General features: G+C 74.5%; 18 protein-coding genes and 4 tRNA genes. 6 read left to right on the top strand and 16 right to left on the bottom strand.

Annotation, left to right across the window (positions count from 1 at the left end; all coding sequences use genetic code 11):
• The first annotated feature begins 3 nt into the window (after positions 1 to 3).
• The 4 genes from ACIQ87_RS31680 to ACIQ87_RS31665 all read left to right on the top strand — a co-directional run bounded on the left by ACIQ87_RS31680 (position 4) and on the right by ACIQ87_RS31665 (position 4,853).
• Positions 4 to 966 (top strand): aldo/keto reductase, encoded by a 963-nt coding sequence (locus tag ACIQ87_RS31680; RefSeq protein WP_402413445.1) that lies wholly within the window; start codon positions 4 to 6, stop codon positions 964 to 966.
• Between the two features lie 204 nt (positions 967 to 1,170).
• Entirely contained in the window at positions 1,171 to 1,572 is a 402-nt protein-coding gene (locus ACIQ87_RS31675; protein ID WP_402413443.1) for a WXG100 family type VII secretion target, read from the top strand.
• A 12-nt stretch (positions 1,573 to 1,584) separates the two neighbouring features.
• Complete coding sequence (locus ACIQ87_RS31670) at positions 1,585 to 3,798, top strand: PPE domain-containing protein (protein WP_402413440.1); 2,214 nt, start codon at positions 1,585 to 1,587, stop codon at positions 3,796 to 3,798.
• On the top strand, positions 3,795 to 4,853 hold the full coding sequence (locus ACIQ87_RS31665) for a hypothetical protein (protein ID WP_402413437.1): 1,059 nt from the start codon (positions 3,795 to 3,797) through the stop codon (positions 4,851 to 4,853). Before ACIQ87_RS31670 ends, ACIQ87_RS31665 begins: the two co-directional genes overlap by 4 nt.
• A 61-nt stretch (positions 4,854 to 4,914) precedes the next feature.
• Here the strand turns inward: ACIQ87_RS31665 and ACIQ87_RS31660 are convergent, their stop codons facing one another.
• From ACIQ87_RS31660 to ACIQ87_RS31635, 6 genes are all read right to left on the bottom strand, one after another.
• Positions 4,915 to 5,910, bottom strand: coding sequence for a C40 family peptidase (locus ACIQ87_RS31660; RefSeq protein WP_402413434.1), 996 nt, complete (start codon positions 5,908 to 5,910; stop codon positions 4,915 to 4,917).
• Positions 5,907 to 7,190, bottom strand: coding sequence for an SPFH domain-containing protein (locus ACIQ87_RS31655; RefSeq protein WP_402413431.1), 1,284 nt, complete (start codon positions 7,188 to 7,190; stop codon positions 5,907 to 5,909). Before ACIQ87_RS31655 ends, ACIQ87_RS31660 begins: the two co-directional genes overlap by 4 nt.
• A 194-nt stretch (positions 7,191 to 7,384) precedes the next feature.
• Positions 7,385 to 8,653: an Ig-like domain-containing protein gene (locus ACIQ87_RS31650; protein ID WP_402413428.1), complete on the bottom strand. Its 1,269-nt coding sequence runs from the start codon at positions 8,651 to 8,653 to the stop codon at positions 7,385 to 7,387.
• A 353-nt stretch (positions 8,654 to 9,006) separates the two neighbouring features.
• Positions 9,007 to 9,082: transfer RNA gene (locus ACIQ87_RS31645), tRNA-Arg, on the bottom strand.
• A gap of 31 nt (positions 9,083 to 9,113) precedes the next feature.
• Positions 9,114 to 9,189 (bottom strand) — tRNA-Arg (locus tag ACIQ87_RS31640).
• Positions 9,190 to 9,439: 250 nt separating this feature from the next.
• Positions 9,440 to 9,533 (bottom strand) — tRNA-Ser (locus ACIQ87_RS31635).
• Positions 9,534 to 9,710: 177 nt separating this feature from the next.
• Here ACIQ87_RS31635 and ACIQ87_RS31630 point away from each other — a divergent pair.
• Positions 9,711 to 13,232: a PAS domain-containing protein gene (locus ACIQ87_RS31630; protein ID WP_402413425.1), complete on the top strand. Its 3,522-nt coding sequence runs from the start codon at positions 9,711 to 9,713 to the stop codon at positions 13,230 to 13,232.
• Between the two features lie 140 nt (positions 13,233 to 13,372).
• Here the strand turns inward: ACIQ87_RS31630 and ACIQ87_RS31625 are convergent, their stop codons facing one another.
• The 3 genes from ACIQ87_RS31625 to ACIQ87_RS31615 all read right to left on the bottom strand — a co-directional run bounded on the left by ACIQ87_RS31625 (position 13,373) and on the right by ACIQ87_RS31615 (position 17,306).
• Positions 13,373 to 15,034: a long-chain fatty acid--CoA ligase gene (locus tag ACIQ87_RS31625; protein ID WP_402413422.1), complete on the bottom strand. Its 1,662-nt coding sequence runs from the start codon at positions 15,032 to 15,034 to the stop codon at positions 13,373 to 13,375.
• Positions 15,035 to 15,207: 173 nt separating this feature from the next.
• Positions 15,208 to 16,389 carry a hypothetical protein gene (locus ACIQ87_RS31620; RefSeq protein ID WP_402413419.1) on the bottom strand — a complete coding sequence of 394 codons (1,182 nt, stop codon included), beginning with the start codon at positions 16,387 to 16,389 and terminating at the stop codon, positions 15,208 to 15,210.
• A 44-nt stretch (positions 16,390 to 16,433) separates the two neighbouring features.
• Complete coding sequence (locus ACIQ87_RS31615; RefSeq protein WP_402413416.1) at positions 16,434 to 17,306, bottom strand: DUF1906 domain-containing protein; 873 nt, start codon at positions 17,304 to 17,306, stop codon at positions 16,434 to 16,436.
• Positions 17,307 to 17,458: 152 nt separating this feature from the next.
• Here ACIQ87_RS31615 and ACIQ87_RS31610 point away from each other — a divergent pair, with 152 nt between their 5' ends.
• Positions 17,459 to 18,526 carry an EamA family transporter gene (locus ACIQ87_RS31610; RefSeq protein WP_402413413.1) on the top strand — a complete coding sequence of 356 codons (1,068 nt, stop codon included), beginning with the start codon at positions 17,459 to 17,461 and terminating at the stop codon, positions 18,524 to 18,526.
• Between the two features lie 60 nt (positions 18,527 to 18,586).
• On the opposite strand, the gene ACIQ87_RS31605 is transcribed toward ACIQ87_RS31610, so the two are convergent.
• The 7 genes from ACIQ87_RS31605 to ACIQ87_RS31575 all read right to left on the bottom strand — a co-directional run bounded on the left by ACIQ87_RS31605 (position 18,587) and on the right by ACIQ87_RS31575 (position 26,457).
• On the bottom strand, positions 18,587 to 19,384 hold the full coding sequence (locus tag ACIQ87_RS31605; protein ID WP_402413410.1) for a pyridoxal 5'-phosphate synthase: 798 nt from the start codon (positions 19,382 to 19,384) through the stop codon (positions 18,587 to 18,589).
• Positions 19,385 to 19,900: 516 nt separating this feature from the next.
• Positions 19,901 to 20,230, bottom strand: coding sequence for a hypothetical protein (locus ACIQ87_RS31600; RefSeq protein ID WP_402413407.1), 330 nt, complete (start codon positions 20,228 to 20,230; stop codon positions 19,901 to 19,903).
• Positions 20,231 to 20,691: 461 nt separating this feature from the next.
• Positions 20,692 to 22,056 (bottom strand): FAD-binding oxidoreductase, encoded by a 1,365-nt coding sequence (locus tag ACIQ87_RS31595; protein WP_402413404.1) that lies wholly within the window; start codon positions 22,054 to 22,056, stop codon positions 20,692 to 20,694.
• Positions 22,057 to 22,262: 206 nt separating this feature from the next.
• Entirely contained in the window at positions 22,263 to 23,474 is a 1,212-nt protein-coding gene (locus tag ACIQ87_RS31590) for an MFS transporter (RefSeq protein WP_402413401.1), read from the bottom strand.
• A 67-nt stretch (positions 23,475 to 23,541) separates the two neighbouring features.
• Positions 23,542 to 24,369, bottom strand: a complete 828-nt coding sequence (locus tag ACIQ87_RS31585; RefSeq protein ID WP_402413398.1) for a MerR family transcriptional regulator — start codon at positions 24,367 to 24,369, stop codon at positions 23,542 to 23,544.
• Positions 24,370 to 24,496: 127 nt separating this feature from the next.
• A tRNA-Ser gene (locus ACIQ87_RS31580) sits at positions 24,497 to 24,584 on the bottom strand.
• Between the two features lie 64 nt (positions 24,585 to 24,648).
• Complete coding sequence (locus ACIQ87_RS31575; RefSeq protein WP_402413395.1) at positions 24,649 to 26,457, bottom strand: S1C family serine protease; 1,809 nt, start codon at positions 26,455 to 26,457, stop codon at positions 24,649 to 24,651.
• Positions 26,458 to 26,479: the final 22 nt, after the last annotated feature.

The raw sequence follows: 26,479 nt of genomic DNA, 5'->3' as shown, positions 1-26,479 counted from the left end.
ACCATGACCGGAAACCACAGCCGGGTGAGCCTCGGCACCTCCGACCTGTCCGTCTTCCCGCTCTCCCTCGGCGGCAACGTCTTCGGCTGGACGGCCGACGAACAGCAGTCCTTCGCCGTGCTGGACGCCTACGCGGCGGCCGGCGGCAACTTCGTCGACACCGCCGACGTCTACTCCTCCTGGGCGCCGGGCAACGCCGGCGGCGAGTCCGAGACCGTCCTCGGCAACTGGCTGCGCAGCCGCGGCAACCGCGGCAACCGCGAGGACATCGTGATCGCCACCAAGGTCGGCATGCTCGCCGCGCGCAACGGCCTGGGCGCCGCCAACGTCAAGGCCGCGGCCGAGGACTCGCTGCGCCGCCTGGGCGTCGAGCGGATCGACCTCTACTACACCCACCGGGACGACGACACCCCGGTCGAGGAGTTCGTCACCGCCCTGGACGAGCTGGTCCGCGAGGGCAAGGTCCGGGCGGTCGCCGCCTCCAACATCTCCGCCGAGCGGCTCTCCGAGGCGCTGGCCTTCGCCGACCGCGAGGGCCTGGCGAAGTACGTCGCCGTCCAGCCGCACTACAACCTGGTCTCGCGCGACACCTTCGAGGGCCCGCTGGCCGACGTCGTCGCCGAGCACGGCCTGGCCACCGTCCCGTACTACGCGCTGGCCTCCGGCTTCCTGACCGGCAAGTACCGTCCGGGCATCGGTGGCGTGGACAGCGCCCGCGCCGAGGGCGCCGCCCGCTACCTGGCCGAGCCGCGCGGCCCCAGGGTGCTGGAGGCACTGGACACCGTCGCCGCCGAGCAGGAGGTGGAGCCCGCCTCCGTCGCCCTGGCCTGGCTCACCGCCCGGCCGACGGTCGCCGCCCCGATCGCCAGCGCCCGCACCGTCGAGCAGCTCCCGGCGCTGCTGGCCGGCGCCGCCCTGAAGCTCACCCCGGAGCAGACCGCCCTGCTGGACGCCGCCTCCGCCTGAGCCCGCCCGGCCGCCCGGCCGGGAACGGCACCGTTCCCCCGCAGGCCGCGAACTCGCCCCGATCCGGGCGCGGTTCGCGGCCTGCGGCGTTCCGGATCACGTCCGTCGGCTCGGGAACCATCGACGGGGCCGAAAAGTCATGGTCAATGAACGACCAAGCACGGACCAAGACTTCATGACCGAGACGCCAACACGGGGGACGCTTTGGCTCACAATCCCGCCTGGGACGGCCTGTTCGACGACGAGGACCGGAAGAAGTACGCGGGCCTGCGGCTCAACTCCGCCGGTGGCGGCGGAGGTGGTGGCGGCGGCAAGGTGACCGTCAGCCCCGCCGACCTGAAGGCGCGGGCCGGCACCGTCGACGAGATCAAGGGCAACTTCCACACCGTCGACGACGCCGCAGCGGAGAAGACCACCACCGCCTATGCCGCGCTGACCAGTTGGCAGACCGGCCCGGAGCTGCGCAACCGCTCCATCCGCTGGGACAGTCAGGTCTCCACCCTCGGCAACCTCCTCTACGACATCGCGGAGCGGCTGCGGAAGACCGCCGACCAGTACACGGCGACCGAGAACGCCAACAAGCAGAACCTGTCCGGCGGGAACTGAGGGGCCACCACCGTGCTGAGCTACGAGATCGTCCGCAACGCCAAGATCGAGCCGCTGCACGCGGCCGCCGAGGAGTGGAAGACCCTCCAGGCCCGCTACGTCGGCCTGAAGGACCGGCTGACCGGCGAGGTCGCCGACAAGCTGGCCGCCGGCTGGGAGGGCGAGGCCGCCACCCAGGCCCGCGCGCAGATCAAGAAGGCCGCCGAACAGCTCGACGCCGCCGGAAAGGAGTCCGCCGACATCAGCGGGCTGCTCGCCGACGCCGCCCAGCAGTTCACCGCCGCCCAGGCCCGACTGAAGAAGATCGCCGACGAGGACGGCCCGGCCAACCACCTTCAGGTGGACGGCACGGGAAGGGTCACCGACGTCCATCCGCTGCTGAAGGACAAGTCCGCCCAGAACGAACCGGACTACGAGCGGGTCTTCCTGCCGCAGCGCAAGCGCGCGGTGGAGGACCTGGTCCACAGTCTCGAAGCGGCGCTCCAGCAGGCCGCCGACGCGGACCAGGCCGCCGCCTGGGCGCTGCGCTCGGACCCGAACGGCGCGGACGACCACTCGTTCAACGCCAACGGCTACAAGAGCCTCACCGAGGCCACCGAGGCCCGCAAGGACCTCGACGACGCGCTCACCCTGGCCGGCAAGGGCGGCGGCAACCTCTCGGTCGAGGAGCTGACCAGGCTCAACGCCCTGCTGGAGAAGCGTAGGAACGATCCCGCGTTCGCCGAGCAGTTCGCCACCACCCTCGGCCCGCGTGGCACCCTGGAGTTCTGGCGCGACGCCAACGACCCGGCCAAGTTCGGGGCGTACAGCAAGGAACGCAACGAGGCCGTGAAGAAGCTCCAGGCCTCGCTGGGAGCGACCCTGGGCACCGCCACCCAGAGCCACTCCAAGCCCATGCAGGACTGGGAGAACGAGATGCTCAAGCTCGGCCCCCAGGTCATCAACCAGCCGGGCGGCGGTCCTCAGCCCCGGGGCTACCAGCTGATGAGCAGCCTGATGCGGTCCGGCGAGTACGACACCGACTTCCTCAACTCCTACGGCGACAGCCTGCTCAAGTTCGAACGCGCCACCAAGACCGACCCCCAGCTCATCTGGTCGCCCGACTCGACCCAGCCGAGCTGGGACCACCTCGGCGACGGGCGCGGCGGCGACGCGATGGTCGGCTTCATGGAGGCGCTCAGCCACAACCCGCAGGCCTCCACCCGCTTCCTGGACCCGGGCGACCCGCGGACCAACGACCACCTCAAGCACCTGGTGGACGACCGCCGCTGGCCCTCCGAGATGGGCCGCGACGGCGGGTACGTCCACGGCCAGCACTCGCTCGGCCTGGCCATCGAGGCCGCCGCCACCGGCGACCGGGCGGGCCAGGAGGACGCCGTCAGGCATCACACCGAGGCCCAGGCCCGGGTCATGCGCGACACCGTCAACATGCTGGACGGCGGCATCGGCCACGAGAAGCTCCCGGCCGGCATGCAGCGCCCGATCGCCAACGCGCTGGCCGACTACACCGCCGACACCCACGACATCCTCTCCGGCACCAACCGCGCGGCCAAGGACCACTCCGGCGAGGACGCCAGCGGCGTCTGGGTCGACCCGGTCACCGGGGAGACCAGGATGGCGACCGACAAGGGCTCCCTGGTCCGGGTCCTGCGCGGCATCGCCGACGACCCCGAGTCCCACCACGTCCTCCAGCAGGCCGAGATGGTGCACGTCGCCCAGCAGCTCGCCGAACTCCCGCCCAACGTGGGCGAGAAGGAGTGGAAGGGCGTGATGGCCAACTCCTCGGTCGCCCTCGGCGTGTACGACGCCGTCCAGGCCGACGCCATCCTCGACGAGCGCGACGACGACACCAAGGTCAAGGCCTGGCAGGCCAAGGGCCTGTACCAGGGCATCGGCACCCCGCTGAAGCTCGTCCCGGTCCCCGGGGTCGGCGCGATGGCCCAGAGCCTGCTCGGTGACGGGATCATGGGGTGGCAGATGAACGCCACCGCCGAGATCAACGCGGCCGCAGCCGGCCGGATCGAGGCGAACACCCTCACCGGCGCCGACGGCCGCAGCGGACACGAGGGGATCAGCGCCATGGTCGAGAAGTGGCAGCAGCAGCGGGCCGGACTCAGCCCGGACGCCCCGGCCGTCGACTGGGACGAGCAGCAGATGCGGACGATCTACAACACCGGCCGCAGCGACGCCGCCGCCGCCCTCGGCCGCGGGGGCGAGAACAAGTGACGGCCGAGCCCGCGGAACCGCGCGGGGCCCGTCGGCGGTGGCGGCTTCCGGTCGCCGCCGCCGTCGGGCTGGTCCTCGTCGCCGGCGCCGTGTTCTACCTGGGCGGCGGGTACGACCGCTGGCAGGACGGCCGCTCGCTGGCCGGGCTCTGCCACGGCAGCGTGGACACCGCCGAGGTCGAGGACCTGCTCGGGGTGGACCGGGCGCGCGGCAAGGACGCCAAGGCGCCGGAGGGCCTGGCCGCCTGTTCCGTGGACAACGCCGGGAATCCCGGCAACGGCTTCCTGGACGTCCGGATCGACCGGAGCCAGGAGCGGGCCGACGGGGCGCTGCACAGGCTCGGCCGGGACCGTCCGAACCTCTCCACCACCATGGTGATGCCGTTCGGCCACGGCCGCAGGGGCGTCCTGGACCTCCAGGGCGGGATCGGCGCGACCGCCGTGGTCTCCCTGGACTGCCCCGCCCCGAACTCCTCGGGCCTGCTGATCACCGTCGGGGCCGTCCCGGCCGACGGCAAGGACGTCCTCGACGACCCGGCCCGGCGGGCCCGGTTCGCCCGCATCGCCGCCCGCGCCGCGGACGGCGCCGCCCGGGTCTGGGGCTGCACCGCGCCCTCCGGACCGGAGATCACCGAGGTCCCGGCGGACACCCGGTACGTCAAGGTCGCGGACGGCGCGGCCACCGGCACCTGCGCCGGGCTGTCCGGCACCACCAACGAGTCGGCGGCGGACCCGAACGCCCTGATCGAGGACTGCTTCCTGTACGCCGGCCAGGACGCCCCGCGCTTCCGCCTGGGGGCGTACTACCCGCCGTTCGCGGACGTCCTCCCCGCCGTCGCGGACTACCCGGTCACCAGCCCGGCGGGTGCCAAGGACGACGTGGCCTGGGCCACCGCCGCCTGCCCCGGCGGCGCCACCGCCCTCTTCACGGTGGCCACCGTGTTCGACGGGAACCACACCGCCGCGCCCGACCCGGCCCTGGAGAAGGACGCCCTGCGGACCTTCGCCGCCCGCTCCGCCCAGCACCACGGCTGCTCGGCGCCGCAGCTGCCCTGAGCACCCGAAGACGGGCCCCCGGCAGCGCGATGCCGCCGGGGGCCCGTCACCGTTCGCGCGGCTACGGCCGCCCGAAGTGGGTCGGGTAGTAGCCCGAGTTGAGCGTCGAGACCCGGACGGTCTTGCCCGGCCGCGGCGCCTCCACGAACTTGCCGCCGCCCAGGTAGATCCCCACGTGGTGGATCCCCGAGGCCCGGCCGCTGTCGGACCAGAACACCAGGTCGCCGCGGCGCAGCTGCCCGGCGCTGATCGGCGTGGTCGCCGCGTACTGGTCGTCGGCCACCCGCGGCAGGCTTATCCCGGCGCGCCGGTAGGCCTGCTGGACCAGTCCCGAACAGTCGTAGCCGGAGGGGCCGTTGCCGCCCCAGACGTACGGCTTGCCCAGCTGGGCGAGCGCGTAGTCGATGGCCGCCTCCATGCTCCCGGAGGCCGGTGCGGGGTTCGTCGACGGACGGCTCGCGGGGGGCGCGGGCTGCGCGGTGGCGCCGGCCGAGCCGCCGGACTGCCCGGTGCGGCTCGCGTAGACGTCGTAGTGGCTGGTCCAGCGCCACTCACCGCTGCCGTTCTTGAACCAGTACTTCGACCCGTCCCAGCCCTGGCGCATCCCGGCGGAGGAGGCCGAGCCGTTGGAGACGGCCTGGGCGGTGGCGCCGGCCGAGCCGCCGGACTGCCCGGTGCGGCTCGCGTAGACGTCGTAGTGGCTGGTCCAGCGCCACTCGCCACTGCCGTTCTCGAACCAGTACTTCGACCCGTCCCAGCCCTGCTTCCCGGCCGCGGCGTGCGCGGATCCGGCGCCGGCCGTCAGGCCGACGACACCGGCGCCCGCCAGCACGGTGGTGGCCAGACAGGTGCTCCGCACGGCCCGGTGTATTCGGCCGCCGCCGGCCGCGGAGCGGGCGGCGCGCGGCCGGACGACGCAGTTCGGGCAGCCGCAGCCCGCGATCGCGGGGATGCGGCCGAGGCGCTCCTCGAAGCCGATCAGACCGGGATCACCGTCGGGGCCGACCGGGCCCACGGTATCGGCGGGTTCGGCGTACGCGCCGGTGGCTATCCTCATGCGGTTCGTCCTTCCTTCCGCCCGGCGCGGGCGGCCGGGGACGGTACCGAGGCGGCCACTCCGGCCGGGGCGACGAAGGCGACCAGCAGCTGTTCCATCAGCGCGCTGCGGGCGGCCTCGTCCAGTTCGTGCGCCGTCGCCCGCTCCAGACGGCGCACGGCGAGCGCCGCCGCCTCCACCGCGTCGTCCACCAGCACGGTGCGCAGACCGGCGTCCAGGTCCGCCAGCCGGCGCCGGCGCATCGACTCGGCCACCTCCGGCGCGTAGTCCAGGGCCAGCGGCTGCACCGAGTAGACCTCCAGGCCGGCCGGGGCGACTTCGGCGGCCAGCGCCCTGGTCATCTCGTCGGCGAACCACTGCCCGTCGCGCAGCGCCGGTCCGGGCGCGGCGTTGCTGTCGCAGGGCAGGGTGGACGCGGTACGGGTGAGCACCGCCTGGACCTGCTCGCGCAGGTAGCTCTCGTGGTCCTCGATCGCCAGCAGCGCCCGTGCGGTGTCCTTGACCCGCCAGACGATCAGCAGCCGGACCACGATCGGCGTGCCGGTGCGGTCCACCACCTTGACCGGCTCGCTGCGCCAGTGCCGCAGCCGCACGTCCGCCCGCCGGCGGCGCAGCAGCGGGTTGACCCAGACCAGGCCGGTCCGGCGGACGGTGCCCCGGTAGCGGCCCCAGCGGGTGAGCACCCGGGTCTCGCCGCCCGCGTTGGCCAGCAGCCCGGAGAGCGCGGCCACCGCCAGCAGGCCGGCCGCGGCCGCCGCGGCGATCCACTTGGTGTCCACCTCCACCTGGCCGCTCTCCCGCGCGGCACTGCCCCGCAGGTCGGGCAGCGCGTCCCAGTACGGGATGACACCGGTGCGCAGCAGTACGAACAGCACGCCGGCCACGCCGATGAGCACCGTCAGCAGGGCGACCCAGCCGGGCAGCGCGGTGGCGGGCTGCTCGCGCAGCGCCTGGTCGGCGCGCGGCGGGCGCCGGGAGGTGGTGGCGGCCGTGGCCCCGGCCGTCGTGGGGTCCGGGAGTTCGACGGTCTCCGGGGCGGCCGACTCCAGCGGGTCGCGCACCGTCGTCGCACCGTCGGCCGGGGACGGGTTCGGGACGACGGCCAGCGGGGTGGTCGCCGGACCGCTGTCGACCGGGCCGCCGGGCTTGACGGTCCGGACGGCCGTGGCCCTGGCCGGCGAACCGGAGCCGGAGCCGGAGCCTGAACGTTCCGGCAGGGCTGGAGGGAGTGCCTTGGGCAGGTTGTCGGGTCGCTGCGAAGAATCGCGGGTGACGTCCATGCACGGATCCTCTGGGTCGGTGTGTCGCGCAACGGGCGGCCCGGATCTGACGGGCAGTGCCAGGGTCAGGCTAAGTTCATACGTCATCAAATGCGACATTTGAACCGAGGTGTGTCGACATTTACTGACGAATCATCCAAAGCCGACCTGACGCGCAGGCACATGAGCGGATGGTCGGGACAGTTCGGCGCGGGTCAGCGCCGAGGAGCACCGTTCCTGCGGGCGAGCACCCGACGGGTGATCAGTCCGAGGCCGGTGAGCACCAACAGGACTCCGGCGAGTCCACCGCGCCAGCCGTCCGCCCCGAACCGCCCGGACGAGCCCTGCGCGGCCACCACCGGCGCCGCCAGCGGCCGGGTGGCGGGCTCGGCGGGCTCCACCACGGCGGCCACCACCGGTGAGGCACCGAGGCCGGAGGTGGCCGGAGTCCGGGTCGGAGCCGGAGCCGGGGTCGGGGTCGGGGAGACGGTCGCGCTGGCCGAAGGGGCAGGGACGGCGGGCCGGGTGGACGCGGTCGGCGAGGCGGCCCTGGAAGGTGCCACCGCAGGAGCCGCCGCGACGGACGGACTCGACGCGGCCGTCGCCGAACCCTTGGCCCCCGGGCTCGGCTTGGCCGGGCGCGACGCCACCGGACTCGACGACTGCGACCCCGGTGCGACCGGACTCGCGGCCGGACTCGGCTTGGCGGGGCGCGACGCCACCGGACTCGACGGCACCGGACTCGACGCGACCGCGACGGACGGACTCGACGCGGTCGCCGCTCCCCCGGTGGCGACCCGCACCCGTACGAACTCCCCCGAGATCCCGTTGCCCGCCCGGTCCGTCGCCGCGACGGTCAGCCACTGCTCCCCGTCCGCCAGGTCCCGGTTGGCCGTGCAGCTCCAGCTTCCGTCGAACGCCGCCGGCGCCCCGCACAGCACCGTCCGCCGACCGACGTCCGCGCCCGCCGCGGCCCGCGCGGTGACCATCACGTTCGCGCCCGGATCCGCCCGGCCGACCAGCTTCGGACGGCTGACCCGCACGGTCTCCCCCGGAGCCGGCGAGGTGAGCACCGGCCGCGCCGGCAGGCCGGTGGCGACGACCAGCTCGCCCGGCGGCCCGGGCGTCCGGCCCCCCGCCACGTCGACCGCGAACGGGGTGAGCAGGTGCTGGCCGTCCGTCAGGTTCTCGACCGGCAGGCAGGACCACCGGCCGTCCGCCGGCACCTTGGTGATACAGAGGTCGTCGCCCGAGTCCTGGTCGACGACCGAGACGATGCCGCCGGCCTCACCGGTGCCGGTGAGCCGCAGGCCCGGGTCGTCGGTGTCCGCGGGGACGGTGAGCACGGGGACGCCCGGGGCCTCGGCGGAGGGCCAGGCGTCGGGGTACCGCAGGGCCGCCGCGAGCGGGGCGTTCCACGCGGTCAGCAGCCCACTCGCGAGGACGGCCAGGGCGACAGCCGTACGGGGAAACTGTCGGCTCATCCGGCTCTCCTTCGCGGTCGGCTGCCTGGGCGCTGGGCAGTCTGCACAAGATCCGACAAAAAGGAATCACGATCCTGAGCCGGTCATATCGAGACACCTGGGCTTTCGACCGTGTCCCACCCGTTCGGCGGTCATCCGGGCGGCAGGACGGGATGTACCCGAAACGGCTGCATTTCATCCATTAGGCGGCAATCGACGCCACCCGAACGGACGCGGGAACGGGAGCACCGGGCCCATCCGGCGAGTACCGGCCCCCGGCACGGGACCATCCACCCGGCAACCCCGTTCGAATCACCCGCGGGGCGCCCCGGAGAACGCGAGAAGCCCCCGGCCAATGGCCGGGGGCTTCTCGATGGTGCGCTCAGCAGGATTCGAACCTGCAACCTCTTGATCCGTAGTCAAGTGCTCTATCCGTTGAGCTATGAGCGCAAGGAACGGGCGAACCCGATCTTGCGGAGTTTGGTGCGCTCAGCAGGATTCGAACCTGCAACCTCTTGATCCGTAGTCAAGTGCTCTATCCGTTGAGCTATGAGCGCTCGCCCCGGTGAACTCTGCCTCCGGGGCGTTGCGTGGACAACATTACATGACCTGCGGCGTAGGACGAAATCGGTTGATCCGGGCCCGCCCGGGGCCCCGCCACCGTCGCGCTCCGGGCTGCTCCGAACCCACTCGGAACCGCTCGGAACCACTCGGACACCGCCCTGAAACCGCTCCGGGCCACCCCCGGCCCGTGCCCGGGAACGCGAAGAGCCCCCGCCGACGAGATCGTCGACGGGGGCTCCCGACTGGCGGAGGCTGAGGGATTTGAACCCTCGATCAGGAATAACCCCGAAACCGCATTAGCAGTGCGGCGCCATAGACCGGACTAGGCGAAGCCTCCCCACAAGGAGCGTCCCCGCGCGAGCGGAACCGTTCCGTGTGTCAGTGATGATGCCACAACCGTGGGCCTTGGCACCAACCGCTGCCAACGTTACTAGGCGGGTCGTCCCCGCCGCAAAGAAGAATGAGATACTGCCGTCTCCGGAGGAGCTGCCCCGAGCCGAGGAGACCTGTCGACGTGAGCAGCAGGCCGATCCGAGGCGCTGCTCGCCTCGCCGCCATACTCGACGCCCTGCCCGACGCGCTGCTGCTGGTGAACAGCAACGGCACCGTCGTGGACGCCAACAGCGCGGCGGTCCAGGCGTTGCAGGCACCGGGCACCTCGCTGGTCGGCATGGGCGTGCTGGGTCTGCTGCCCGAGTTCGACCCCAGCCGGATCCCCGGCTCGATGCGCCCGGCCACCCGCGACGGAGAGGCCCTCGACCGCCCGGTCCGGATGACCGCCCACCGCACCGACGGCACCACCTTCCCGGTCGAGGTCTCCGGCAACGACTTCGCGGACGACGGCGACGGCCGCGGCTACGCGCGCTCCCCGTACGACTCGTACCGCGAGAACTCGCCCTCCTCCTCCGACCTGCTCCTGCTGCTGGTCCGCGACCTCTCCGGCCGGCTCGGCGTCGAGGCCGAGCTGCGCCGCCAGCACAAGCAGACCGAGATGATCCTGCGCGCCGCCGCCGAGGGCGTGCTCGGCGTGGACCTCGAAGGCCGCTGCGTGCTGGTCAACCCGGCCGCCGCGCACATCCTGGAGTACCGGGCGAGCGAGCTGGGCGGGCGCGAGCTGCACCCGCTGATCCAGCACTCCCGGGCCGACGGCACCCCGCTGGCGCTGGAGGAGTCGGCGCTGCTGGACACCCTGACCTCCGGACGCAAGCACCGGGTGCGCGGCACCGTGCTGTGGCGCAAGGACGGCCGACCGGTCACCGTCGACCTCACCACCGCCCCGGTCCGGGACGGCGACCAGCTGGTCGGCGCGGTGATGACCTTCACCGACCGCAGCCGCGAACTCTCCCTGGTCGCCCGCAACGAGCACCTCACCGCCGTCCTGGAGAGCGAGCTCGGCGGCGCGCTGAACGCGCTGAACCAGCGGCTCGACGCGCTCGCCGCCGACCCGGCCGGCCAGCTCTGGCCGGAGGCCAACTGGACGCTGCGCCGGCTGGCCGCCGAGTGCCGCCGGTTCGGGAAGCTGATCGACGGCGTCCTCGACCACCAGCGCTGCGAGGCCGGCGAGAGCGGCGAGAGCGGCGCCGCCGAGGCCAAGGACGGCAAGGAGTCCAAGGCGGGCAAGGACGCCAAGGACGCCAAGGACGGGCGGAAGGCCGCGCCCCGGGTGCCGGTGGGCCTGGACAAGGTGGTCCGCCGGGCCGTCGAGGAGGCCGGCGAGCTGGTCGGCCCCGGCCGGGTCCGGTTCTCGGTGCACGCCGCCGCGGTCGAGGTGATCGCCGACGAGCGGCGGCTGGCGCAGGCGCTGGCCCACCTGGTCGCCGACGTCAGCGGCGTCGGACTGGCGCTGGACACCCCCGACGCGCCCTCCCCTGGTCTGGCCGTGCCCGGGCTGAACGGCGCCGCGCCCGCGCTGTCGCCCGCCCCCGAGCCGCCGACCGTCGTCCTGGCCGCCGCCCAGCGCGGCGAGGTCGCCCGGGTCGAGATCCGCGGCCCCGGCGTCGGCGGCAGCCCCGTCCACCTGCCGATAGCCCGGGCGGTGGTCGAGCGCCACGGCGGTGTGCTCCAGCCGCACGAGCTGCCCGGCAAGGCCGGCACCACGTACGTCGTCGAGCTGCCGCTGGACCCGGCCGCCGCCAAGGCCGCCGCCGAGCGCGCCGCCGCCGAAGGCCGCTCCGACCGGCCCAAGGAGAGCGACAGCGCCGTCCTGCCCGAGCTTCCGGGCATCCCGCAGCTGCCCAGCAGCGGCGAGGCCGCCGACACCGCCGAGCCCGCGCCGGCCGGCGAGCGGCCCCGCCCCGAGGACTCGGAAGCGGCCGCGGCCCCCGCAGCCCCTGCGGCTCCCGACGCGGAGCGGGCCCCCGCCGAGGAGGCCCCCGCCGAGCGGCGCGGCCGCCGTGGCCGACCGGCCGCCGGAACCCCGGCCCCCGGCACTTCGGGCACCCCCGGCACCCCCGACGTTCCGGCCGACCAGTGGCCGAACGCCCCCGCCCGGGTCGAGCGGGCCGTCCCCGAGCAGTGGAACGGCACCGGCAACGACCCCGCGTACGGCCGCCAGGGCCTGGCCGGCCCGGCCGGCGCCCAGAGCGACCCGTGGGGCAAGGACGACGGCCGCTCCGGCCCCGCGTACGCCGTACCCGTCGAGGGCCATCGGCCGCAGCCGAACCGCCCCGGCGGACGCGAGCCGCTCGCGCTCGGCCCGGCGCCCACGCCCGCCGCCCCCGACGGCACCCCGACCGACGGCACCCCGACCGACGAGGCCGCCCAGGAGCACTCCCCGGGCGAGACCAAGCACCGGCGCCGGCGCGCACTGCCCTCGGCCGACGAGGCCCCCGGCGGCTTCGCCCTGCCCGGAGTGCCCGAGACCCCGGTCTACCCCGGCCTGGAGCACGCCCTGCCGGCCGGCCCCGCGCCCGTGCTGCCCGAGCCGGCGGCCGCCGCGCCGACCGGGCGCCGCCGCCGGCTGGCCGTCCCGCCGGGGCCGGGACCGGACGCGCTGGTGAACGCCTCCGGTCCGGCCGGTCCGGTCGGCCAGGCACAGCCCTCCCCCGGCACCGCGCTGGCGCCCGCCCGCGCCGCGCTGCCCGCCGCCGCCGAGGAGCCGTCCGGACCACGTCCGGTCGGCACCGGCCTGGGCGAGCTCGCCCCGCCACGCCAACTCGGCCCCGCGCCGCTGCCCGCCGCCGCGCCGCAGCCGCCCGTCCCGGCCGACGCCGCCAGGACCGCGCCGCGCCCGATGGCCGAGCTCCCGGCCGCCGACGAACGGCCCGCCGCCGGACAGCCGTCGGCCCCGACCGGCGAGCTGGCCAACACCCGTCGGCTGCTGGTCTGGCCCGAGCCCGACCCGGCCACCAAGCAGGCCCTCCAGGCCCGCGGCTACCTGCCGGTGATCGTCAGCTCCCGCGAGGAGGTGGACGCCCAGGCCGCCGGCTTCCCCGCCGCCCTCTTCGTCGACCCGCTGACCGGCCCGATCACCCGCACCGCGCTCCAGTCGCTGCGCACCGCGGCGCTCAACCGCAGAGTCCCGGTGCTGGTCACCGCCGGCCTCGGCCAGGCCACCCGGGACGCCGCGTACGGGGCCGACCCGGCCGTCCTGCTGCGCGCCCTCGCGCCGCGCGACGGTGAGCACCACGCCCCCCGGGTGCTGCTGGTCGAGGGCGACCCGGACATCGCCGCCGCCATGATCGGCAGCCTGGAGCGGCGCGGCATGCACGTCGAACACGCGGTGGACGAGAACGACGCGGTCGCCCGGGCCAGCAGCGTGCAGCCCAACCTGGTGGTGATGGACCTGCTGCAGATCCGCCGCCGCCGGGTCGGCCTGCTGGACTGGCTGCGCGCCAACGACCGGCTGCACCGCACCCCGCTGGTGGTCTACACCTCGGTGGACCTCGACCCGCGCGAACTGCCCCGGCTGCGCACCGGCGAGACGGTGCTGTTCCTCGCCGAGCGCTCGACCAGCGAGGACGTCCAGTCCCGGATCGTCGACCTGCTCGGGCGGATCGGCGCGATGGGCGAGGCGGGCGTCGCCGCCGCGGGCTGACTCGGCTCCTCGGCACGTGGAAAGGGCCGGCCGCCCCCGTTCGGTACGGGGACGGCCGGCCCTTCCACCGGGGGCTCCGCGCCGGTCGTCACCGGCGGTCAGTCCCCGCCGGTCACTCCTTGCCGGTCACTCCTCGCCGGTCACTCCTTGCCGAGCACCGTGACGTCCAGCTCCTCGGCCGCGTAGCCGGCCCGGATCACCTTCTTGTCGAACTTGCCGACCGAGGTCTTCGGCACCGACTCCACGATCGACCAGCGCTCCGGCAGCTGCCAGGAGGCGATCCGCTCGCCCAGGAAGGCCCGCAGCTCCTTCAGTCCGACGGTCGCGCCCGGGCGCAGCACCACGGTGGCCAGCGGGCGCTCGCCCCACTTCTCGTCAGGGACGGCGACCACGGCGGCCTCGGCCACGTCGGGGTGGGCCATCAGGGCGTTCTCCAGCTCGACGGAGGAGATCCACTCGCCGCCGGACTTGATGACGTCCTTGGCCCGGTCGGTGAGGGTCAGGTAGCCGTCGGCGGTGATGGTGCCGACGTCACCGGTGCGCAGCCAGCCGTCCTCGGAGAACTTGTCCTCCGGGCGGACCGGGTCCTGGTCGGCGCCGCCGTAGTACGCCCCGGCGATCCACGGGCCGCGCACCTCCAACTCGCCCGCCGAGACGCCGTCGTGCGGCATCCGCTCGCCGCCCGGGCCGATCAGCCGGGCCTCGACGGAGGCCGGGAAGATGCCCTGGGTGACCCGGTACGGCCACTCCTCCTCGGGGGTGAGGCCGCCCGGCGGCTGGGCGAAGCAGCCGAGCGGGGAGGTCTCGGTCATGCCCCAGGCGTGCAGCACCCGGATGCCGTGCCGCTCCTCGTAGGCCTTCATCAGGGAGGGCGGGCAGGCGCTGCCGCCGATGACCACCATGCGCAGGCTGGAGGTGTCGTAGTCGCCCGCGTCGAGCTCGTCCAGCAGGCCGGCCCAGATGGTGGGGACGGCGGCGCTGACGGTCGGGCGGACGGCGGCGATCATCTCGGCCATCGGCTTGGGCTGGAGGAAACGATCCGGCATGAGCAGGTTGGCGCCGGACATGAAGGCCGCGTGCGGGATGCCCCAGGCCTGGACGTGGAACATCGGCACCACCGGCAGCGCGGTGTCGCGCGGGGTGAAGGCGAAGTTGTCACCGGTGTTGACCTGGAGGCAGTGCAGGTAGACCGAGCGGTGGCTGTAGAGCACGCCCTTCGGGTCCCCGGTGGTGCCGGAGGTGTAGCAGAGCACCGCGGCCTGCCGCTCGTCGATGTCGTGCTGCCACGGGTACTCGGTGGGGCGGCCGGCGATCAGCTCCTCGTAGTCGTGCACGCCGCCCGCGAAGCCGGCCAGCACCGAGTGGTCGCCGGGGCCGCTCACCACGATGTGCTTGAGGGTCGGCGCGAGGTCCGGGAGGACGGCGGCGAGCAGCGGCAGGACGGTGCCGTTGACGACGATCACGCGGTCGGCGGCGTGGTTGATGATGAACGACAGCTGCTGGGAGGGCAGTCGCAGGTTCAGCGTGTGCAGCACCGACCCCATCGCGGGGACGGCGAGGTACGCCTCCAGGTGCTCGGCGTTGTTCCACATCAGGGTGGCGACCCGGTCGTCCGCGGTCACCCCCAGCTCGTCGCGCAGCGCCCAGGCGAGCTGCGCGGCGCGGGCGCCCACCTCGGCGTAGCTGCGGACGACCGGCCCGGTGCCGTCCCAGGTGGTCACGGTGGAGCGGCCGTGGATGGTGGCCCCGTGCTCCAGGATTCGGGCGACGGTGAGCGGAACGTCCTGCATCGTGCTGAACACGGGTCCTCCTTGACCTGGCGGCACTGGCGGCAGCGCCTGCGGCACCTACCGGGCGGTAATGCGCGCGGACGTGCCCGATTGTGCCGCCCCCACCCCCCGCTGTCAGTATCCCGGCCCCGTTGCGCGGATCACGGATTCGTCCCGGTTCCGCCCTCCGGTCTCTCGCGGGGAGGTCAGGGGAGGGCGGGGCGCGTGAGGTGGAGGGAGTTGGCGGGGTCGGGGGTGTAGGCGGGGTCGAGGGTCCAGCCCTGTTCGGCGGCGAGGCACAGGGCCCGGTGGGCGCCGGCGCCGCGGTAGGTGGCGCGCTTGAGGTGGACGCGGTCCACTCGGGGGCCGTCGGGGGTGCGGGCCGCGGTGCTGATGCGCTTGGTGTCGCGGCCGAGGATGCGGCGGATGTGGCGGTCCCAGGCGGCGGGGCTGTTGGTGAACTCGGCGCGGAAGGCGCGCGGGCCGACGGTCCAGCGGGCGCCCCAGCGGTCCCAGTAGTCGGGCTCGGGGCGGCTCACCCAGCAGGTGAGCAGGCCGTACACCGGGACGTAGACGATCTGGAGCAGGAAGACGAAAGGCAGCAGCGGCGCGAAGCGGACCGGCTGCGGGCCCCACGGGGCGCCGGGGGCGGCGGGCGGGTCCTGCGGGGTGGGGGCGTTCAGGACGGCCGGGGCGGGGAAGTGGCGGGCGAGCCGGACGTGCCCGGCGTCGGTCCCGGACGCCACGCCGTGCCAGCCGTGCCGCTCGGCGAGCCGCACCACGCCGGCCGCGCCGAGACCGCGGTAGAGCCGCAGCGCGAGCCCGACCCGCACCACCCGGCCGAGGTCCGTCTGCACCTCGCCGTCACCGGCCGCGTACGCGGCCTCGGCGGCGGCGATCCGGCGCGCCAGGACCGGGGTGACGTAGCGCTCCCAGTCCTCCGGGCGGCCGGTGAGCTCGGCCCGCAGCCGGCGCGGCGGGATGAAGCTGCGGTTGACCTTCAGCCAGCCGTCGGAGCTGGGGCCGGACCCGCCGCCGACGTTGTCGGCGAAGACCAGGAGGACGAAGAGGAGCACCAGGCCGAGGATCCACAGCGGCGCGTAGATCCACTGGAGGAGGAACTGGGTCAGCACCACGACGCGGCTGCGGCGCGGCGCGGGGCCGGGGAAGCCGCCGGGAAGGCCGCTCGCGGGCGGCGGCGGGGCGGACGGGTGCGGCTGCTGGGGCGGGTACGACTGCGACTGCGGCACCGGCCGCGCGTACGGGTTCTGCGGGGGCGGGCTCTGCACGTACGGGTTCTGCTGGTACGACGCCTGCCCGTACGGGTACTGCGGCGGCGGTGGCGCGCCGTGTCCGCCGGTGCCGCCGTACCCCTGGCCGTTCGTCATGCCGTTCCCCCGCGCTCGATCGGGGGCCACCCTACCTGCGGGTCTCAGCGGGCGGTCGGACCGTCCACGTGGTTGCGGTCGACGGTGAGGGTGGCGCCGCCGAAGGTCTCCTCGACGTTGCCGTTGTACTGGTGGACGCGCTGGTGGGAGTTCCAGAGGTCGGGGGCGAGGCCGCCGGAGCCGTCGGTGTCGGCCTTGCCGTCCCAGCGGGCGTACCAGAGCGCGTCGGGCAGTGGGGAGCTGCCGGCCCGGGCGGCGGCGGCGAGGTCCGCGATGCCGGAGTCGAGGCTGGAGTAGAAGCCGGATCCGTAGCCGGCGGCGTGCAGGCCGGCGGTCCAGCCGAGGGTGAAGTCGACCACGGCCTGGCCGCAGACCGGGTCGCGCGGCGGGTAGGCCTCGATGTCCAGGTAGACCGGGCTGCCCGCGGCGAGTCCGAGCGCGCGCAGCGCCAGAACGGCCTCGCCCGCCTCCTCCTGGCCCTGCTCGACGGCGTTCACCGGGTCGATCCGCTTGGGCTTGTGGCCCGGGTCGGCGCACGGCGCCTGCAGTCCGACGTGCACCGGCAGGAACCGCCAGCCCATCGTCCGGGCCTGGCGCACCCACTCGGCGGTGAGCCGGGGCTGGGTGCAGCCGCGCTGGGAGCCGCTGGTGTAGATGCCGAGCGCCCCGTACGGGGAGGCGTCGCGCCAGGCCTTCAGGGTGTCGAGCGGCGGTGCGGTGCAGGCGTCGAAGGCGGGGCCGCTCCAGGTGTCGCGGATCCGGGGCGGGCCGAACCGGTCGGGCAGCGTGACGGCCCGGACGCGGGGAGCGGCGACGGCGGTCCGGGCGGCGGCTTCGGCGTTCGCGCCCGTCCCGTCGGTGGCCAGCAGGAGCACGAGGGCGGCGGCGAGGAGGGCTGCGGGGCGGAGATGGCGCACCCCGCCTTGATACTGACGGACCGTCGGACGACTGCGGCAACCACGCCGCAGCCCCCTCGGGGGTCCACCCTTTCAGACGCACCCGTCCGGATCCGTCCCGATTTTTGTAACGAGCTTGCCCGTTCATCACTCCTTACGGCAAACTCACAAACATGCCCACCTCCCATACCAGCGAAACCCCCGCCGCCTCGTCGTCGGCCGCCGCCGTCGCCGAGGCCCTTGCCATGCCGCCCGCCCCCAAGGGCGAGCCTGCCGGCGAGCGGGGAAGCTGGCGACGAGGTGGGGCGTCCGGCCCCGCGGCGCCACCCGGAACCCACACCGGCCGATCCCCCGGCCGGTTCGGCAAGGTCCTGCGGCGCCCGGAGCGGATCCCGGCGCCGCTTCTCTGTCTGGCCGCGATGTTCCTGGTGCAGACCGGCATCGCGCTGTCCAAGCCGCTGTTCGGCCCGCTCGGGGTCAGCGGCACGACCTTCCTGCGGCTCGGCTTCGCCGCCGTCATCCTGCTCGCCGTCACCCGGCCGAAGCTGCGCGACAAGCGCCCGCGCGACCTCGCCGCGGCCGCGCTGCTCGGCATGGCCTCGGCCGGGATGACCTTCCTGTTCGCCGGGGCCATCGACCGGCTGCCGATGGGCACCGCCGCGACCATCGAGTTCCTCGGCCCGCTCGCGGTCGCCCTGGTCTTCGCCCGGCGGGCCAGCCACCTGCTCTGGGCGCTGCTCGCGGCCGCGGGCGTGGTGCTGCTGACCCTGCTCGGCGAGGGGGACGGCGGCGGGTCGCTCGACCCGGTCGGCCTGTTGTACGCCTTCGGGGCGGCCGCCTGCTACTCCGTGTACATCCTGTTCACCGACAAGGTCGGCGCGACCTTCCAGGGGTTCCAGGGCCTGGCGGTGTCGATGACGGTCGGCGCGCTGACGCTGGCGCCGTTCGGGCTCGGCCAGGCCTGGCACGGGCTGACCGCCCCCGGGGCCTCGGCACCGGCACTGCTCGCCGCCGTGGCCGGGGTGTCGCTGCTGCTGCCGGTGATCCCGTACGCGCTGGAGATGACCGCGCTGCGACGGATGCCGCAGCGGGTGTTCAGCGTGCTGGTCAGCCTGGAGCCGGCGGTCAGCGCGCTGGTCGGGCTGGTGGTGCTGGGCCAGCTGCTGGGCGCGCCGCAGCTGGCCGGGATCGGCTGCGTGGTCGCGGCCAGCGTGGGCGCCACGCTGACCGGGCGGCGGTAGCCCCGCGGGTGCCCGCGGAGGCCGACGAGGGCTCAAGGCCTTGCCAGGCCCGGCAAGGCCTTACGGCCAGAGCAGGGTGCGCGACCACTCCGCGGAGCTGACCGGACCGATGCGGGTGTAGCGCAGCCGGATGTGGCGGCGCTGACTGTCCCCCTGCCAGAACTCCACCTCGTGCGCCCACAGGGTGTAGACCGCGTGCCCGGGCGCCACCGCGTCCGGGTGCGTCCCCAGTCGGCGGCGGGCGACCGCCACCGCCTCGTCGTACTCGTCGAGGGAGCCCAGCGGCTCGCTCTGCCGCCCGACCAGCGAGACCAGCCGGGCAGCGGGCGAGCGGGTGGCGAACTCGGCGGCGGCGACCAGGTCGGCGGCCCGCTCGACGGTGCCGCGCACCCGGACCTGGCGGCCCAGCTGCGGCCAGTAGACGGTCAGCGCGGCGTACGGGTGGGCCGCGAGCTGGCGGCCCTTGACGCTGTCGGCGTCCGCGGAGAAGTTCCAGCCGGTGCCGGCCGCGTCGACGTCGCGCAGCACCAGCACCCGGGCGTCCGGCATGCCGTCGGCGTCGACGGTCGAGAGGGTGAAGGCCTGCGGGTCCAGCACACCGGCGTGCAGCGCGGTTTCGAGCCAGTCCACGAACAGCGGGCCCGGCTCGGCGGGAGCGGCCTCGTGGTCGAAGGACGGCAGCGGGCGGGCCATCGGCGGACGGCCGAGCAGCAGTTCGGGGACGGACCTGGGGGCGGACCGGTGCTCGTGGACCGGCTCGGCCGACGGCTCCGGGCGCGCCTCCGCGGGGTCCGCTCCGGGCTCCGCCGCGGGCCTGGCCCCGTCCGGGCCGGTCAGGCCCTCCTCCTCCGCCGCCATCGCGCGCCCTTCCTTCCGATTGCCGCGATCGCCACCCCGGCCGTTCCGGTCCTTCCGGGCCGGGCACGTGGGTGCGCTGTCGGAGCGCAACCGTACCGCCGTACACCGACGGCTCCGGGCGCGGGCCCTCGATGAACGGATCCGGGCCGGTCAGCGGGGGATTCCGGGGCCGTTCCCGGCTGCCCGGACGGGGAGGTCCGGGGGCGGACGGCGAGCGCGCCGGCGCCGGACGCGCTCGTGGGCGGTGCCGATGGCGGCACCGCCCACGAGACCGGTTTCGCGGTGACCCTTTCCGCGGGCCGGTCGAATGCGCTGTTCCCTCTGGTGTGAAGCGTCGGCTCCTCGGTGTCTGTGAAGTGCTGGCTCCTCGGTGTCCGTTCCGGCCGTTCCGATCCGGTCCGGGCCCGTTCGCGGCTGCTCAGCTCACCCGCGTCCGCCCACGTCAGGCGCCCCCGCCTTCCGTGGTGCCCGGTGCCGTCACTCGGCCGTGCGGTCGGTCAGTGGCCGTGCGGTCGGTCAGTTGAAGGTCGGGGCGACGACGACGGTGACGTCCTTGTTGCCCTGACCTCCCTGCACGGTGCCCGCGTTGTCCTTCACCGCGACGGTGTTGTCCTGGTTCGAGGCACCGGAGCCGGTGGCGGTCTGCTGGGTGGAGACGTAGTTGCCGTCGACCCCGCCGAACACGTTGCCGGTGCCCGTGTTGGAGACCACCCCGGTGTCGGAACCGGACTCGGCGCCCGCTCCCTCGTCGGCGGCGGCAGCACCGGCACCGGCCAGCAGCAGGCCGGCCGCGAGTGGCCCGGCCAGGAGCAGCCCGGTTTTTCGACGGGTGTGAACGCGTGCCATGGGTGCCTCCGGGAAGCCGTTCATCGGGCAGTGGTCGATCAAGGTGTGCAAGGTTCGTCGGCGAGACGAACACCTGCGAACTGCGGCGCCGGAAGACAGACTTCCGCAACAAATCGACAAAGCGCTAGCTCGTGCGGCGGATTTCGCCCGTTCGCGTGATATCCGTGCGGCCGCGCATAACGGCCCGGAAAGCGGAGTACGCGACGACACACCCCGCCCGAGCTGGGCACTTCGCCCGAACGGCGGCCGACCGAGACGCCCTGGAGGGCGGCGCGACGCCGTCACGCGACCCGCCGAGCGCACCACCCCGGCGCATGCGAACCGTGAACGCGCCCCTGAAAAGTTCGGTCACTCTCCCGTGTCGACTTTTCCGGCAATTTGCAGACCGTCGGAGAGTCGCACTTCGACGCCAGGAAGGTGGGCGCGGAGGGCCCGCCCAGATCTTGATGTATCGATGGAAATCAGATCATCTTGCCGGGATTCAGGATTCCCAGCGGATCGAAGACCGCCTTCAGCTGCCGCTGCAGGTCCAGCGCCACCGGGCCCAGCTCACGCGCCAGCCAGTCCCGCTTCAGCAGCCCCACCCCGTGCTCCCCGGTGATCGTGCCGCCCAGCTCCAGCCCGAGCGCCATGATCTCGTCGAAGGAGCGCTTGGCGCGGGCCGCCTGCTCCTCGTCCGAGGCGTCGAAGATGACGATCGGGTGCGTGTTGCCGTCCCCGGCGTGACTGACCACCCCGATGGTCAGTCCGTGCCGCTCCGCGATCACCGCGACGCCGTCCAGCATCTCCGCCAGCCGGGAGCGCGGCACGGCCACGTCGTCGATCATCGTGGTGCCCAGCCGGTCCAGCGCGGGCAGCGCCATCCGCCGGGCGGCCAGCAACAGGTCGGACTCCGCCTGGTCCTCGGCCGGCACCACCTCGGTCGCCCCGGCCTCCCGGCACAACCGCGCGACCCGGGCCAGCTCGGCCACCCGGTCCGGCCCGTCGAAGGCCACCAACAGCAGCGCCTGGGTGGACTCCGGCAGGCCCATCCGCCCCAACTCGTTGACGGCCCGCACCGAGACCGCGTCCATCAGCTCCATCAGCGACGGGGTCAGACCGCGCGCCATCACCTCGCAGACCGCCGCCCCGGCCGTCTGCGCACTCGGGAACTCCGCCGCCAGCGCCAGCTGGGGAGCCGGCGCCGGCCGCAGTGCCAGCACCGCCCGGACCACCACCCCGAGCGTCCCCTCCGAACCGACGAACAGCCTGGTCAGGTCGTACCCGGCCACGCCCTTCGCGGTCCGGCGGCCGGTGGACACCAGCCGCCCGTCCGCCAGCACCACGTCCAGCCCGAGCACGTACTCGCTGGTGACGCCGTACTTCACGCAGCAGAGCCCGCCCGCACCGGTACCGATGTTGCCGCCGATCGTGCAGGACTCCCAGCTGGACGGGTCCGGCGGATATGAGAGGCCCAACTCCTCGACGGCCCGGGAGAGTTCGGCGTTCACCACACCGGGCTCGACCACCGCGATCCGGTTCACCGGGTCGATCTCCAGGATCCGGTTCAGCTTCACCAACGACAGCACGATGCAGCCGTCCACCGCGTTCGCCGCCCCCGACAGCCCGGTCCGGGCGCCCTGGGGCACCACGGGGACGCGCAGCTCGGTCGCGGTGCGCAGCACGTGCTGCACCTGCTCGACCGTCTCCGGGAACACCACCACCGCGGGCTGCCCGGCCGCGCAGAAGCCCGCCATGTCGTGGCGGTACGCGGCGGTCACGTCCGGGTCCACCACGACGGCCCCGTCCGGGAGGGCCTGCGTCAGTCGGTCCGTCAGATCACTCATCGCCGCCTCCACTCGCCGTCCGGCCGCCTCCACCTCCGCACTCTGCCCGGACGGCGGGGGCCGGGCAAGTGGGCCCGGAAGCGGGCGGGAAGGCGAAAGAAGCGGACGGCGGGGCCGAGCAAGTGGGCCCGGCGACGGGCGGGAAGGCGGAAGAGGCGGACGACGAAGGCCGGGCCGACACGGCGGGGCCCGGGCCGTCGGGCGGCTCAGGCCCGGCGGAGGGCCGGGGTGGCCAGGGCGGTGAGGCCCGCGGTGGCGGTGGCGAGGGCGCAGAGCAGGGTGGGCAGGGTGGCGCCCGCCGCGTCCGCGAGCAGCCCCAGCAGGGCGTTCGCGAGCACCAGGGCCAGGCTCTGTACGAGCGTCAGCAGCGCCTGGACCCGCGAGAGATGGCTGTGCGGCGCACCGGTCAGCACCAGCGGGCCGAGGTGGCAGGCGAAGAGCCCCGAGCCGAGGCCCGCCACCGTACTGCCGGCCACCGCCACCGCCGGTTCCCCGGCCAGCGCCAGCAGCGCGGTCCCCGCCGACGCCGCACAGAGCCCGGCCGCCGCCCCCACGCCGGCCCGGGGCAGCCCGCCCCGCCGGACGACCAGGCCGGCCACCGCGAGCACCCCGGCCGCCTGCCCGGCGCTCACCAGTCCCGCGGTCCCGGCCGCCCAGCCGTGGGCCCGGGCGAGCAGCGGGCCGAGCAGCGACACCACCGGCAGCAGCGCCCCGGCCGCCGCGCCGGTGAGCAGTAGCGCGGCCCGCAGCAGCGGGTCGGCCAGGGCGAGCCGGACGCCGGACGCCGCCTCGCGCAGCAGTCCCTCCCGCGGACCGGACGGCCCCTCCTCCTCCCGGGGGCGCACCCGCAGCAGGACCAGCAGCACGACCCCGAAGCTCGCCGCGTCCGCCAGTGCCGCGCCGGACAGCCCGCCGGCCGCGACCAGCAGGCCGCCCAGCGGCGCCCCGAGCAGGACGGCGCTCTGCCCGCCGGCCTGCCGCAGGGCGAGCGCCCGGGGCAGCCGGTCGGCGGGCACCAGTCGGCGCGGCATCGAGCCGCTCGCCGGGAGGTGGAAGGCGTCCACCGTCCCGATCACGGCCGCCGCCGCGACCAGCAGCCACAGCGGCGTGCCCCGGTCGGCCGCCACCAGTGCCAGCGCGCCGGTCGCGACCAGCATCACCGTGTCCCCGACGAGCATCACCCGGCGGGCGCCGAACCGGTCGGCGACCGCGCCGCCCAGCAGGACCAGCGCGGTGCGCGGCACCGTGATCGCGGTCAGGACCAGCCCGGCCGCGCCGCCGCCGTGCGCGGAGGCGGCCCAGCCGAGGGCGAAGTACAGCGCGGCGTCGCCCAGCAGTCCGGCCTGGACCCCGGCCAGCCAGAACAGGTACGGGCGGGGCAGCGCGACCGGGGCCGGTGCGCCGGTGGTGGTGGTCATGCCGGGCGACGCTAGGCCCCTCGACCAGGTCGAGGGCAAGCCCGCCCAGGGGCCCGCCAGCGGCGAACTACCGGCGGACCACCGGCTCCTGGAGCTCGGTGACCCACCCCGCCTGGTCCTCCGGGCACTCCAGGTACAGCTCCCGGGCGTAGCCGGCCGAGCGGTAGCCGTTCTGCTCGATGAAGCGGGCGAGTTCCTGGCTGCTGCCCAGCACCTCGTCCATCGAGCCGCGGTGCACGATGGTCGCCGCCTCCTCGATCGGCGGCAGGTCGAGCACCTCGAAGTCGTGCGCGCCCGGCCGCACCGACGAACCGACCGGGATGCCCACCAGGACCAGCACCGCGCCGTTGCCCTCCGGTGCGTCCTGGTAGCGGGCGACGGAAGGACCGGTCGCCTCGATCCCGGCCTCGGCCAGCCGCCCGCACAGCTCGCCGAACAGCGGCCCGATCACCGGTCCGATGTCCTCCGGCTCGTAACTCGCCGCCACACCGCTCAGTTGGGCCACCCGGACGGACGGCACCTTCTTCACCACGACATCGTGTGCGGACATGGTCCCCTCGCTCTCGATCGTTCGGAGCCTCGCCTCCACCCGGGTCAGCCGCAGCTCGTCGGCCGCGATCGCCTCGGCGAGCTGGGCCCGCCGCAGCCGCAGCATCCCGCGCAGTTCGGCCGGGTCCACCTGCTCGTCCAGGACGGCCCGTACCTGCTGCAGCGTGAAGCCGAGCTCCTTGAGCGCGATCACCCGGTTGAGCCGGGCGAGTTGGGAAGCCTCGTAGAAGCGGTACCCGCTGACCGGGTCCACCCGGGCGGGCCGCAGCAGTCCGATCGCGTCGTAGTGGCGCAGCATCCGTACCGACACCCGGCCGTGGCTGGCGAAGTCTCCGATGTTCAACATGGTGCGACCACTCCATCCCCTACCACCGTGTCAGGGTCAACCCCGTTCGCCCGCCTCCCCGGGAAACGCGAAGGGCGGGTGCCGAACGATGTCGGCACCCGCCCTGAGCAGGTGGTTCTCCTACCGGCGGAGAGCGTGGGATTCGAACCCACGGTACGGGGTCACCGCACGACAGTTTTCAAGACTGTTCCCTTAGGCCGCTCGGGCAGCTCTCCAGGCGGAGGTCAGCCTAACGGGTCCGGAGGGGTTCGGTGCACACGTTTCCGCGCGGGCGGTGGGTTACTGGTCGCCCTCGCGCTGGCCGAGGGTGACCTTGGTGTTGAGGGTCTGACCGTTGCGGGTGTACTCGACGTCGACGGTCTCGCCGGGCTTGTGCGTCCAGATCCGGCTGACCAGGGCGGGGCCGTTGTCGATCGGGACGCCGCCGAGCTTGGTGATGACGTCGCCCGGCTTGAGGCCGGCCTTGTCGGCCGCGCCGCCGGGGGTGACGGCGGGCTGGCCCTGGACGTCCTTGGTCTGGATCTGCGCGCCGTCGCCCTTGTAGTCGTCGTTGCGCAGCACGTCGAGCTTGGCGTAGACCGGCTTGCCGGTCTTGATCAGGGTGTCCGCGACCCACTTGGCCTGGTTGATCGGGATGGCGAAGCCCAGGCCGATGCTGCCGGCCCGGCCGTTGGCGGAGGCGTTGGACTGGATCGCCGAGTTGATGCCGATCACCGCGCCGCCGGAGTCCAGCAGCGGGCCGCCGGAGTTGCCGGGGTTGATCGAGGCGTCGGTCTGGAGGGCGTTCATGTACGAGGCCTGCGAGCCGGTGTCGTCGCCGGAGGCCACCGGGCGGTCCTTCGCGCTGATGATGCCGCTGGTGACGGTGGACTCCAGGCCGTACGGCGCGCCGATCGCGACGGTGGCGTCGCCGACGTTGACCTTGTCGGAGTCGGCCAGCGGCAGCGGGGCCAGCTTGCTCTTGGGCGGGTTGTCGATCTTGATCACGGCGACGTCGTAGCCCTCGGCGTGGCCCAGCACCGAGGCGCTGTAGGAGGTGCCGTCGGCGAACTTGACGGTCAGTTTGCCGCCGCTGAGGGTCGGCGCGACCACGTGGTTGTTGGTGAGGATGTGGCCCTCGGTGTCGAAGACGAAGCCGGTGCCGGTGCCCGACTCGCCGTTGCCCTGCGCCTTGATGGTGACGACGCTGGGCAGCGCCTTCTGCGCGATGGCGGCGATCGAGCCGGGGGCGGGCTCGTTCTTCTGGGTGTCGCTGGCCTGGACGGTGGTGCTGCGGTGGTCGTTCGCGGAGCTGCTGCTGTCGACGCGGTCGGCGACGGACACGCCGAGCGCACCGCCGGCCAGGCCGGCGACCACCGCGACGACCGCGATCAGCGCGACCAGACCGCCGCGCTTCTTGCGCGGGCCGCCGTGGCCGCCCGGGCCGCCGGGGTAGTCCGCCGGGTAACCGAGCGGACCGGCCGGGCCGCCGGGGTAGCCGGCGCCGCCGGAGGTGGAGTCGTGGGTGGGGCCCCAGCCGCCGAGCGGCTGGCCGGCCCCGAAGGGGTGGTGGCCGTGCGCGGCGGGGGCGGCGGCCGGGGCGGCGCCGAAGCCCTCGTGCGCGCCGGCGGCGGGGACGCCGTGGGTCGGGGTGGCGTACGGGTTGCCGGCCGGCGGCAGGGCCGGGGCGGCGGGGGCAGGCGCGGCGGGGGCCGCGGCGACCGGGGACGGCGGGGCGGGCGGCAGGACCGGCGGCGGCGCGTCGATGTAGCCGGTGGCCGGGTCGACGGCCGGCTCCTCCGCGACGGGCGCGGCGGACGCCACGGGCGCGGTGGGGGCCTCCGGCGCCGGCACCTTGGTGAAGGCGACGGTGGGCTTGTGCCCGCCCTCGGCCTGGGCACCCTCGGCCGGGACGGCGTCCACGGGCGGCGCCGCCTCGACGGCAGCGGCCTCGACGGCACCCGCCTCCGGCTCCGGCACCCGCCGGAAGGCCATGGTCGGCTGGTGCCCGCCCTGAGCAGGGCCTTCGGAAGCGGTCTCGGCCGCCCCCTGGCCGGCGGGCTGCTCCCCCTGCGGCCCGGCGGGCCCAACCTCGCGCTCGGTGCTCACGGACGACCTCCATAGCTGGCAG

Origin of the sequence: Kitasatospora sp. NPDC096204 (genome assembly GCF_044763205.1) — a bacterium.
Lineage (GTDB): Bacteria > Actinomycetota > Actinomycetes > Streptomycetales > Streptomycetaceae > Kitasatospora.
The sequence above is the reverse complement of the archived record's forward strand: the minus strand, read 5'-3'. Positions and strand labels throughout refer to the sequence as shown.